This is a genomic window from Rhodobium orientis (assembly GCF_003258835.1).
Classification (GTDB): Bacteria; Pseudomonadota; Alphaproteobacteria; order Rhizobiales; family Rhodobiaceae; genus Rhodobium; species Rhodobium orientis.
This window is the reverse complement of sequence record NZ_NPEV01000088.1, coordinates 1-10763: the sequence shown is the minus strand read 5'-3', so window position 1 is coordinate 10763 and position 10763 is coordinate 1. Positions and strand designations below refer to the sequence as shown.

Genomic DNA, 10763 nt, shown 5'->3' with positions numbered 1-10763 from the left:
GTCCGGGTGACCGGACGCGCGAGTGTGTGCGGGAGAGACCGGCGGACCCGTGAGGGCTGCGGCCGGCGCCGAAGGAGCAACTGCCTCGGAAACTCTCAGGCAAAGGGACCGCGCGCACCCAGCGACACTCTGGAAAGCGGCTCGGCAACGGGCTCACCGAAGGAGTAACCGGCGGACACCCGTCGGGAAATCTCTCAGGTCTCGGGACAGAGGAGGCGCGGAATTTCCGGCATCGCCGGGCTTTCGCCGCTGACCCCTTACCCGAGGACCAGAATGGCCGATACCACATCCGAAACCGACCTGAAGCAGACGCCGCTCCACGCCCGTCATGCAAGCCTCGGCGCGCGCCTGGTGCCGTTCGCCGGCTACCAGATGCCCGTCCAGTATGAGGGCATCCTCGCCGAGCACACCTGGACGCGCGGGAACGCCGGCCTCTTCGACGTCTCCCATATGGGCCAGGCGTTCCTTGCCGGCCCGGATCACGCGACGACCGCGGCGGCGCTGGAAAAGCTGGTCCCCGGCGACATCGCCGGCCTGAAGCCCGGCCGCATCCGCTACACCCTCCTTCTCAACGACGCCGGCGGCATCCTCGACGACCTGATGGTCACGCGCTCCGCCGACCCAAGCGATGACGGCCGGCTCTATCTGGTCGTCAACGCTGCCAACAAGGACGCCGACTACGCCGTCATCCGCGCCGCCCTGCCGCCGGACATCTCGCTTGCCGTCGCCGAGGACCGCGCGCTGATCGCGATCCAGGGCCCGAAGGCGGCCGAGGTCATGGCGCGGCATTGTGAAAAGTGCGGCGATCTCTCCTTCATGGCGGCATCGAGCGCTGAGTTCGACGGCATCGACTGCCATATCGGCCGCTCCGGCTATACCGGCGAGGACGGCTTTGAGATCTCCGTTGCCGCCGACAGGGCGGTTGCCGTCTGGGACGCGCTCGTTGCCGAAGACGAGGTGAAGCCGGTCGGCCTCGGCGCCCGGGATTCCTTGCGTCTGGAAGCGAGCCTCTGCCTGCACGGCCACGATATCGATGCCGGGACGACGCCGGTCGCCGCAGATCTCCTGTTCGCGATTTCCAAGCGCCGCCGCGAGGAAGGCGGCTTTCCGGGCGCGCAGAAAATCCTCGCCGAGATGGAGAGCGGCCCGGCGGAAAAACGCGTCGGCCTGTCGCTGGAAGGCCGTGCGCCGGCCCGCGAGGGCGCCGAGATCATGCATGACGGCAAGACCGTCGGCCGCGTCACGTCCGGCGGCTTTGCGCCCACGGTCGGCGCGCCGATTGCGATGGGCTATGTCGCCGCGGACCTTGCTGCCACCGGCACCGAGCTTGACCTGATGGTGCGCGGCCGGGCGCTGAAGGCGAAAGTGGTCGACATGCCCTTCGTGCCCCAGCGCTACTACCGCAAACCCAAATAATGACCTCCCAACGAACCAGACAAGATCACCTGACGAGGACGAACCGATGACCGTCTACTTCACCAAGGACCATGAATGGATTTCGCTCGACGGCGACGTCGGCACGGTGGGCATCACCGACTACGCCCAGAACCAACTCGGCGACGTCGTCTTCGTCGAGCTGCCCGATGTCGGCAAGGCGCTGGAAAAGGGCGGCGACGCGGCCGTCGTGGAATCGGTCAAGGCCGCCAGCGAGGTCTACGCGCCGATCTCCGGCGAGGTCGTCGAGATCAACGACGCCCTCACCGACGCGCCGGAAAAGGTCAACGCCGAGGCCGAGACCGGCGCCTGGTTCTTCAAGGTCAAGCTGTCGGATACCGGCGAGCTCGACGGCCTGATGGACGCCGACGCCTACAAGGCCCACATCGCCGACCTTTGAGGGGTGGCGGGCGCCGCCTTTTCTGGATTGCTTCGCTGCGTTCGCAATGACGCGTGAGTTTCTCTCGTCATTGCGAGGAGGCCAACAGGCCGACGCGGCAATCCATGAGGGGCCGGCCCGAACCCGACACGCAAGCGAGTGACCCTCCCATGCGCTACCTGCCTTTGACCGACACCGACCGCGCCGACATGCTTCAGCGCATCGGCGTTGCCGCCATTGACGACCTCTTCGTCGATATCCCCAAGGACGTCCGCCTCAAGGACCTCGTCGACCTGCCGAAGGCAGCCGGCGAGATGTCGGTGGAGCGGCAGATGTCGCGGATGGCGGCGAAGAACGTTTCCGCCGGCTCCGTGCCCTTCTTCGTCGGCGCCGGCGCCTATCGCCACCACGTGCCGGCGACCGTCGACCATCTGATCCAGCGCTCCGAGTTTCTCACCGCCTACACCCCCTACCAGCCGGAAATCAGCCAGGGCACCTTGCAGACCCTCTTTGAGTTCCAGACCCAGGTCGCGGGGCTGACCGGCATGGATGTGGCCAACGCCTCAATGTATGATGGCTCCACCGCGACGGCCGAGGCCGTGCTGATGGCGCACCGGCTGACCCGGCGCAAGAAGGCGGTGCTCTCCGGTGGTCTCCATCCCCAATACCGGGCGGTGGTCAAGAACCTTTCGGACATGGCCGGCGACGAGTTGGTTTGCCTTGCCCCCGATCCCGCCGGCACCGAGGCTCTCCTGGAGGAGATCGACGACGACACCTCCTGCGTCGTCGTCCAGACCCCGTCCTTCTACGGCCAGCTTACGGACCTGACGGCCATTGCCGAAAAGGCGCACGAGAAGAAGGCGCTGCTGATCGCGGTCGTCACCGAGGTCGTCTCGCTCGGCGCGTTGCAGCCGCCGGGCGCCATGGGTGCCGACATCGTCGTCGCCGAGGGCCAGTCGATCGGCAATTCCCTCAATTTCGGCGGCCCCTATGTCGGCCTCTTTGCGACCCGCCAGAAATACGTCCGCCAGATGCCGGGCCGCCTTGCTGGTCTCACCACCGACGCGGAAGGCCGCCGCGGCTACGTGCTGACGCTGTCGACCCGCGAGCAGCACATCCGCCGGGAAAAGGCGACCTCGAACATCTGCACCAATTCCGGCCTCTGCGCGCTCGCCTTCACCATCCACATGACGCTGCTCGGCGCTGCGGGCCTGAAGAGACTCGCCACGCTCAACCACCAGAGTGCGGTCCAGCTCGCCGACGCATTGTCTGCCGTGCCGGGCGTCGAGGTGCTGAACGAGAGCTTCTTCAACGAATTCACCATCCGCACGCCGAAACCGGCAGCAAAGGTGATCGAGGCGCTGGCCGCAAAAGACATCCTCGGCGGCGTCCCGGTCTCGCGGCTGGAGCCGGGCAACGCCGACCTCGCCGATCTCATCGTCGTTGCGGCGACGGAGATCAATTCCGACGAGGATCGCGCCGCCTATGCGGACGCATTGAAGGAGGTGCTGGCATGACCATGAACCGCGAAGGCCGCCCCACCACCCCCGACGAGGTCGGATCGACCGCCCCGGACACCTTCACCGGCAACCGCGCGCTGCGCATCGAGGAGCCGGTCATCTTCGACGTCGGCACCGCGGAGGCGACGGGCGTCGACCTGCCGGAGCCCGATGGCGCCGTGAAATCCCGCCTCGGCGGCCTGGAACGGAGCGAGCCGCTCGACCTCCCGGGCCTCGCCGAACCGGAGGCCATGCGCCACTACGTGCGGCTCTCCCAGAAGAACTACGCCATCGACATGGGGCTCTATCCGCTTGGCTCGTGCACCATGAAGCACAATCCGCGCCTCAACGAGAAGATGGCGCGGCTGCCGGGCTTTGCCGACGTCCATCCGCTGCAGCCGGTCTCCACCGTGCCCGGCGCGCTGGAACTGATCGCCGAATGCGCCCGCTGGCTCTGCGTGTCGACGGGCATGGAGGCCGTCGCCATGAGCCCCAAGGCCGGCGCCCATGGCGAGCTCTGCGGCATGATGGCGATCAAGGCGGCCCACGCCGCCCATGGCGAGAACCGCTCCATCGTGCTGGTCCCGGAATCCGCCCACGGCACCAACCCGGCGACCGCCGCGCTGCTCGGCTACAAGGTCGTCGCGATTCCGGCCCGTGAGGACGGAACGGTCGATCCCGCTGCCGTCATCGAACGCCTGTCGGACGACGTTGCCGGCATCATGCTGACCAACCCCAACACCTGCGGGCTGTTCGAGCGCGACATCGTGGAGATCGCCAAAGCCGTCCACGAGGCCGGCGCCTATTTCTACTGCGACGGCGCCAACCTCAACGCCATCCTCGGCAAGGCCCGGCCGGGCGACCTCGGCGTCGACTGCATGCACATCAATTTGCACAAGACGTTTTCAACGCCCCATGGCGGCGGCGGCCCGGGCGCCGGCCCGGTGGTGCTGTCGGAGCGGCTCAAAGCCTTCGCCCCGCTGCCCTACGTCAAGATGACCGCCGCCGGCCCGGAACTGATCGAGACCCCGGCCGACGCCGAGGCCGACGGCACAAAACCGTTCGGCCGCATGACGGCCTTCCACGGCCAGATGGGCATGTTCGTGCGCGCCATGACCTACATGCTCTCGCACGGCGCCGACGGCCTGCGGCAAGCCTCGGAAGATGCCGTCCTCAACGCCAACTATGTCCGCGCCGGCTTGCAGGACGTCATGAGCCTGCCCTTCGGCGAGCGGCCCTATATGCATGAGGTGCTGTTCGACGACAGTTTCCTCGACGACACCGGCGTCTCCACCCTCGATTTCGCCAAGGCGATGATCGACGAGGGCTTCCATCCGATGACCATGTATTTCCCGCTGGTCGTCCATGGCGCCATGCTGATCGAGCCGACCGAATCGGAATCGAAGGCGAGCCTCGACCTCTTCGTCGCGACGCTGCGCGACCTCGTCATGCGGGCAAAGCGCGGTGAGGTCGATCGCTTCAAGGGCGCGCCCTGGTATGCGCCGCGCCGGCGCCTCGACGAGACGGCGGCCGCCCGCCACCCGGTCCTGAAATGGACGCCGCCGGAGCCGCAGACGGCGGATGCGGCCGAGTAATGCCGGCCGGGCGCCGCGTCCGCGCGGCCCCGTCACGCTTTTTAAACGCACCGCCCTATATGCTTACCGGATTGGAAACGCCGGCGGGGCGGGCGTTGCGCAATTGCGGCCCGCCTTCTATTTAAGAACGCATTCGCGAAAGAGGCGGGATTCGGCCGCCGCTCGCGCTATCGGAATGGCTCATGATTGCCAAGAAGGCCGAAAGCAAGCTGATCGAGCGGATCGTCGCGACCTCGCGCAAGGCGCTGGTCGGGGTCGGCGTGTTTTCCATGGTCATCAACATCCTGATGCTGACCGGCCCGCTATTCATGCTGCAGATCTACGATCGCGTGCTGACCAGCCACAGCGTGCCGACCCTTCTCGCCTTCTCCGTCCTCGTCGTCACCCTCTACGGCTTCCTCGGCATCCTGGAGTTCATCCGCCAGCGGGTGCTGGTGCGCATCGGCCACCGCTTCGACGAGCAGGCCGGCCAGACCGCATTCGAGACCTATATCGAGGCACCGCTGATCGCCGGGCCGCGCGGCGAGGTGGTGCAGCCGATCCGCGACATCGACCAGGTCCGCCAGTTCTTCTCCGGCCCGGCGATCACGGCGCTCTTCGACATGCCGTGGATGCCGGTCTACCTGTCCCTGATCTTCATCTTCCACCCGGTCCTCGGCCTCGTCGCCCTTGGCGGTGCGCTGTTCCTGTTCGCGATCGCGCTCGCCACCGATTTCTCGACCCGCAAGGCGCTCGCCGAGGCCAACAAGATGACCGGCAAGCGCCTGACCTTTGCCGAGGCCGGCCGGCGCAACGCCGAGGTCGTGCGCGGCATGGGCATGCGCGGCGCGCTCGCCAAGGTCTGGGGCGAGGTCAATGACGGTTACGTCCGGGCCTATTCCAACGCCGTCGACCGTACGTCCGGCTATTCGGTCGTCACCAAGGTGTTCCGGCTGTTCCTGCAGTCGCTGATCCTGGCCGTCGGCGCCTGGCTGGCGATCCTCAACGAGATCACCCCGGGCACCATGATCGCCGCCTCCATCATCATGACGCGGGCCTTGCAGCCGATTGAGCAGGCGGTGACCAACTGGCGCGGTCTGATCCAGGGCCGCCAGGCCTTCCGCCGCCTGAAGCAGACCCTGACGATCCTGCCCGATGCGGAGCGCACCCGCCTGGAGCCGCCGCGCGAACGGGTAACCGTCGAAAACCTCGCGGTCGTACCGCCCGGCGCCCAGAAGCCGACGGTCGCCAATGTCGGGTTCGAATTGCGCGCCGGCACCGCGCTCGGCGTCATCGGCCCGTCCGGCAGCGGCAAGTCGACCCTTGCCCGCGCCCTCGTCGGCGTCTGGCCGCCGGCCCGCGGCTCCGTGCGCCTCGACGGCGCGCCGTTCGACCAGTGGCGCGAGGACGACATCGGCCGCAACATCGGCTACCTGCCCCAGGACGTCGAACTCTTCGCCGGCACCGTTGCCGACAACATCTCGCGCTTCGATCCGGAACGGACGTCGGAGGCGGTGATCGCTGCCTCGCGCCTTGCCGGGCTGCACGATCTGGTGGTTCGCCTGCCGGAAGGCTACGACACGGAAGTGGGCGAGGGCGCCGCGGTGCTGTCGGCCGGCCAGCGCCAGCGCCTGGCGCTCGCCCGCGCGCTCTACCGCGATCCGTTCCTCGTCGTGCTCGACGAGCCCAACTCCAATCTCGACGGCGACGGCGAGGCGGCGCTGACCCACGCCATCCGCACGGTCAAGGAGAGGAGCGGCATCGTCGTCATCGTCGCCCACCGGGCCGGCGCGGTCGTTGCCGTCGACCGGCTCCTGGTCATCGAGGAGGGCCAGCAGACGGCGATCGGCCCGCGCGACGAGATCCTCGGCAAGATCATGAAGCAGCGCCCGCAGGTCGGCGCCCAACCGGCCCAGGGACAGGAAGCGTCCCAGGGCGCCGGAAGCAGCCAGCAGGGCAACGGGTAGCGGCCATGGCAAAGCCTGAAAAACCCGCAAAACCCGTCAGCCAGGCCATCGGCGGCTATCTGATTGCCGGCTTCATTGCCGTTGCGGTGCTCGTCGGCGGCATCGGCGGCTGGGCGGCGTTCGCCCATATCTCCAGCGCCGTCGTCGCCGGCGGCATGGTCGTCGTGGAGGGCAGCGCCAAGGAGGTGCAGCACCGCGAAGGCGGCATCGTCGGCGAGATCCGCATCGAGAATGGCGACCGCGTCAAGGCCGGCGATCTTCTGGTCCGCCTCGACGAGACGCTGCTGCGCGCCAATCTGGAGATCATTGCCGCCCAGCTCGTCGACTACGAGGCCCGCATGGCGCGCCTTGAGGCGGAACGCGACCAGAGCGACAGCATCGATTTTCCGGACCATCTGCTCGGCCCCGACGTCAAGCCGGACGCCGTCAAGGCGGTCGAGGGCGAGACGACGTTCTTCACCGCGCGCAAAACCGCCGTCGAAGGCCAGCTTGCCCAGAACCGCGAAAAGATCGTCCAGCTCAACGACCAGATCGTCGGCCTGGAGGCCCAGCGCCGCTCCAAGCGCGAGGAGATCGACCTCATCGAGAAGGAGCTGGAGGGCCTGGAAGAGCTGCACAGGAAGGGCCACGTGCCGATCACGCGCATCAATGCGCTGAAGCGCGACGCCGCCCGCCTCGTCGGCGAGGAGCGCGCCTTCGGCTCCCAGATCGCGGTCACCAAGGGCCAGATTTCCGAGACCCAGCTGAAGCTCTTGCAGGTGGAGCGCGACTTCCGCGAATCGGTGTTGAAGGAGCTTCAGGACGTCCAGGCCAAGGTGGCGGAACTGCGTGAGCGCCGCGTCGCCGCGCAGGACCAGCTCAACCGCTCCGACATCCGCGCGCCGGTCTCCGGCATCGTCCACGAACTGAAGGTCCACACGGTCGGCGGCGTCATCCAGCCCGGCGACACGGTCCTCAAGATCATCCCGATCTCCGACACGCTCGTCGTCGATGCGCGGATCTCGCCGGTGGATATCGACCAGCTCCAGGCCGGCCAGCCGGCCCGGGTCACGTTCTCCGCCTTCAACCAGCGCACGACGCCGCAGCTTTCCGGCAAGGTCAAGACGATCTCGCCGGACCTGTCCCACGATCAGGCGACCAACACGTCCTATTACACGGTGCGTCTCGACATCGCGGCCGATGAGCTGGCGCGGCTCGGCGAGCTCATTCTGGTGCCCGGCATGCCGGCGGAAGTCTTCATCACCACCGGCGACCGCCGCGTCATCAGCTATTTGATGAAGCCCCTGGCCGACCAGTTCCGCCGGACCTTCCGCGAGCAGTAGGAAAGACGGACACGGTGCCGCTTTGCCGCCGTCACGGCAGTTGACAAAGGCGCCGGGGCGCCCTTATTTTCCGCCCCGAGACAAGGGCGCGCGTTCGGCGCGCTTTTTTTGGTTTTCAGTCGCGACCGACATCGCCGACGAGGACAGAACAATGAAGATCAAGAATTCGCTGAAATCGCTTGCGACCCGCCACCGCGACAACCGCATGGTTCGCCGCCGCGGCCGCATCTACATCATCAACAAGAAGAACCCGCGCTTCAAAGCCCGCCAGGGCTGAACGCGCAGATCGCTTCTTGAGAGTTTGCCGCCGCCCGTTTCAAGCGGGCGCGGCTTTTGGTTTTGAAAGCATCGCTTTTCGGGCGGTGCTTTTTCTTTGCCGTTTCCGGGGTAGGTATCGCCGGGCGGCAAACGAGATCGAGGTGAGGTCGGCGCCGCAAAACCTGCTTGGCGTCCGAACGCGAAATAGGAATCGATCCAACACGTTTCCGTGACGCGCTTTGACCTCGGCCGCACCGGGACTATTCTCCCTGCCATGAGCACGATCCCGACCAAGAACCGCCTCGCGGCCGCCCTGCTGGCGCTTGCGCTCGCCTTCGGCGCCAATGCCGCCTATGCCGCCGAGACCGAAACCGACCCCGACATGGACACCGAGGAGCCCGATCCGGAGACCTTCGGCGCCGTGCCGCTGCCGGAGCGCATGCCCGATGGCGGCGGCGAGGTGCTGCCCGGAGCGCCCGTCGAAGAGGACATGGCCGAGGAGGCCGCGCCGGCCCCCAAGACCCGCGCCGAACGGCTCGACGCCCTCTTTGCCGGGTTGAAAGCGGCCAAGACCGACGACGAGGCCAAGAAGACGGCATCGCGCATCGCCGAGATGATGCTGCAGTCCGGCAGCGCGACCATCGACCTTCTGATGGCCCGGGCGCTGGTCTCCGTCCACGCCAAGGACTACGCGCTCGCCCTCGATCTGCTCGATGCGGTCGTGCGCCTGAAGCCCGATTTCGTGGAAGGATGGAACAAGCGCGCCACCGTGCATTTCCTGCGCCGCGATTACGCCAGATCCCTCGCCGACATCCACCGCACCCTTGAGATGGAGCCGCGCCACTTCGGCGCGATCAACGGCCTTGCGGTGATTCTGGAAAACCTCGACAACGAGGAGCGCGCGCTCGATGCCTATAAGCGGCTGATCGAGATCTATCCGCGCAACGAGCAGGCGCTGAAGGAGATCAGGGAGCTCTCCGGAAAAGCGGAAGGCCGGCAGATTTGACGACACCCGGTTTCGGCGCCGACGTGCTGCTGTCGCTGCTGGTCGTCGCCCTCGCGCTCGCCGCCTATTCGCGGCTGCGCGCCATCACCATCGACGGCATCTATCCGCCGACCGGCACCCGCCGCGCCGTAGACGGCACGACGGTCCATTTCGTCGATGTCCCGGCGGATCGGCCCGACGCGCCGGTGCTGGTGTTCATCCACGGCGCCAGCGGCAATCTCCACGACCCGATGCTGGCCTTGCGGGCGCGGCTCCAAGGTCGCTATCGCCTCATCTTCGTCGACCGGCCGGGCCATGGCTGGAGCCAGCGGGCTGGGCGCGGGGACGCGGCGCCCGCGGCGCAGGCCGGCCGGATTGCCGGGCTGATGTCGGACCTCGGCATCGGGCGCGCCATCGTCATCGGTCATTCCTGGGGCGGCTCGGTCGCCGCAGCCTTCGCCGTCCACCATCCGGAAAAGACCGCCGGCCTCGTCTTCCTGTCGCCCGCCACCCACCCCTGGGAGGGCGGCGTTACCTGGTACTACCGGCTCGCCGCAATGCCGGTGATCGGCCGCATCTTCTGCGAGGTGCTGGTGTTGCCGGTCGGCAAGCTGGCGCGCGACCGCGGTATCCGCAGCGTGTTTTCCCCGGCCGAGCCGCCTGAGGACTATGCCGAGGACGCCCACATCGACCTGTCGCTCAGGCCAGCCACCTTCCGCGCCAATGCCGAGGACATCGCCGACCTTTTCGGTCATGTGACGGAGCTGTCACCGCGCTATCGGGAAATTTCAGCACCGACCACGATCATTGCCGACGATGCGGACAGCATCGTCTACACGCACATCCATGCGGTCGGCCTTGAACGGGACATCGCCGGCGCGCGGTTCATCCGCGTCAAGGGCGCCGGGCACATGCCACACCACACCCGCACGGATACGGTCGTCGCCGCCATCGACGAGGTGGCAGGGCGAGCCGCGACGCCGGCAGAGACCGTCGCCTGAAGCGGGCGCGCGGTTTTCGGTTTTGCCAAGAGGCTTCCGTCATCGCGACGAGCCGTAGGCGACGCGGCAATCCAGGGGCCGCCAGCTCGGAGCGTGTGGCTCTGAATTGCCGCGTTCGCTTCGTTCGCTCGCAATTGTGCGAGTTCAGATATTCGCTGATGGGATTGCGGAAAGGAGCGACCCATGCGCGACAACAGCTATGACCGGACGATTGAACGGAACTATGTTCAGAAGTGGCGTTTCCTGATCAGGGAATATGAGGAGGTGAAGGCCGGCCGGTCGTCGGCCTTTGCCACGGTCGGGGCCTTTTACCGCCACCACGGCACCTGCTCGCAGACCTTCCG

General features: G+C 67.1%; 9 protein-coding genes and 1 riboswitch. All 9 genes read left to right on the top strand.

What is annotated here, in order from left to right; translation table 11 throughout:
- Positions 1 to 19: 19 nt before the first annotated feature.
- Positions 20 to 121: riboswitch (glycine riboswitch) on the top strand.
- A 152-nt stretch (positions 122 to 273) separates the two neighbouring features.
- The 9 genes from gcvT (at position 274) to CH339_RS22950 (ending at position 10419) form a co-directional block, all read left to right on the top strand.
- Positions 274 to 1416, top strand: a complete 1143-nt coding sequence (gene gcvT / locus CH339_RS22990) for a glycine cleavage system aminomethyltransferase GcvT (RefSeq protein WP_111436749.1) — start codon at positions 274 to 276, stop codon at positions 1414 to 1416.
- 46 nt (positions 1417 to 1462) lie between these two features.
- Positions 1463 to 1834 carry a glycine cleavage system protein GcvH gene (gene gcvH / locus CH339_RS22985; protein ID WP_111436748.1) on the top strand — a complete coding sequence of 124 codons (372 nt, stop codon included), beginning with the start codon at positions 1463 to 1465 and terminating at the stop codon, positions 1832 to 1834.
- A gap of 149 nt (positions 1835 to 1983) precedes the next feature.
- Positions 1984 to 3330, top strand: coding sequence for an aminomethyl-transferring glycine dehydrogenase subunit GcvPA (gene gcvPA / locus CH339_RS22980; protein ID WP_111436747.1), 1347 nt, complete (start codon positions 1984 to 1986; stop codon positions 3328 to 3330).
- Positions 3327 to 4907 carry an aminomethyl-transferring glycine dehydrogenase subunit GcvPB gene (gene gcvPB / locus CH339_RS22975; protein WP_111436746.1) on the top strand — a complete coding sequence of 527 codons (1581 nt, stop codon included), beginning with the start codon at positions 3327 to 3329 and terminating at the stop codon, positions 4905 to 4907. Before gcvPA ends, gcvPB begins: the two co-directional genes overlap by 4 nt.
- A 182-nt stretch (positions 4908 to 5089) precedes the next feature.
- On the top strand, positions 5090 to 6853 hold the full coding sequence (locus tag CH339_RS22970; protein WP_111436745.1) for a type I secretion system permease/ATPase: 1764 nt from the start codon (positions 5090 to 5092) through the stop codon (positions 6851 to 6853).
- 5 nt (positions 6854 to 6858) lie between these two features.
- Positions 6859 to 8175 carry an HlyD family type I secretion periplasmic adaptor subunit gene (locus CH339_RS22965; protein ID WP_111436744.1) on the top strand — a complete coding sequence of 439 codons (1317 nt, stop codon included), beginning with the start codon at positions 6859 to 6861 and terminating at the stop codon, positions 8173 to 8175.
- A 151-nt stretch (positions 8176 to 8326) separates the two neighbouring features.
- Positions 8327 to 8452 (top strand): type B 50S ribosomal protein L36, encoded by a 126-nt coding sequence (gene ykgO, locus CH339_RS22960; protein ID WP_111436743.1) that lies wholly within the window; start codon positions 8327 to 8329, stop codon positions 8450 to 8452.
- 255 nt (positions 8453 to 8707) lie between these two features.
- Positions 8708 to 9439, top strand: a complete 732-nt coding sequence (locus CH339_RS22955) for a tetratricopeptide repeat protein (RefSeq protein WP_111436742.1) — start codon at positions 8708 to 8710, stop codon at positions 9437 to 9439.
- Positions 9436 to 10419, top strand: a complete 984-nt coding sequence (locus CH339_RS22950; protein ID WP_201240974.1) for an alpha/beta fold hydrolase — start codon at positions 9436 to 9438, stop codon at positions 10417 to 10419. The genes CH339_RS22955 and CH339_RS22950 overlap by 4 nt, the downstream gene beginning before the upstream one ends.
- The last annotated feature ends 344 nt before the right edge of the window (positions 10420 to 10763 follow it).

What these genes read in the sequence shown, in the direction of transcription:
- gcvT (WP_111436749.1), top strand. Translation starts at nt 274, where the DNA reads ATGGCCGATACCACATCCGAAACCGACCTGAAGCAGACGCCGCTCCAC.
- gcvH (WP_111436748.1), top strand. Translation starts at nt 1,463, where the DNA reads ATGACCGTCTACTTCACCAAGGACCATGAATGGATTTCGCTCGACGGC.
- gcvPA (WP_111436747.1), top strand. Translation starts at nt 1,984, where the DNA reads ATGCGCTACCTGCCTTTGACCGACACCGACCGCGCCGACATGCTTCAG.
- gcvPB (WP_111436746.1), top strand. Translation starts at nt 3,327, where the DNA reads ATGACCATGAACCGCGAAGGCCGCCCCACCACCCCCGACGAGGTCGGA.
- CH339_RS22970 (WP_111436745.1), top strand. Translation starts at nt 5,090, where the DNA reads ATGATTGCCAAGAAGGCCGAAAGCAAGCTGATCGAGCGGATCGTCGCG.
- CH339_RS22965 (WP_111436744.1), top strand. Translation starts at nt 6,859, where the DNA reads ATGGCAAAGCCTGAAAAACCCGCAAAACCCGTCAGCCAGGCCATCGGC.
- ykgO (WP_111436743.1), top strand. Translation starts at nt 8,327, where the DNA reads ATGAAGATCAAGAATTCGCTGAAATCGCTTGCGACCCGCCACCGCGAC.
- CH339_RS22955 (WP_111436742.1), top strand. Translation starts at nt 8,708, where the DNA reads ATGAGCACGATCCCGACCAAGAACCGCCTCGCGGCCGCCCTGCTGGCG.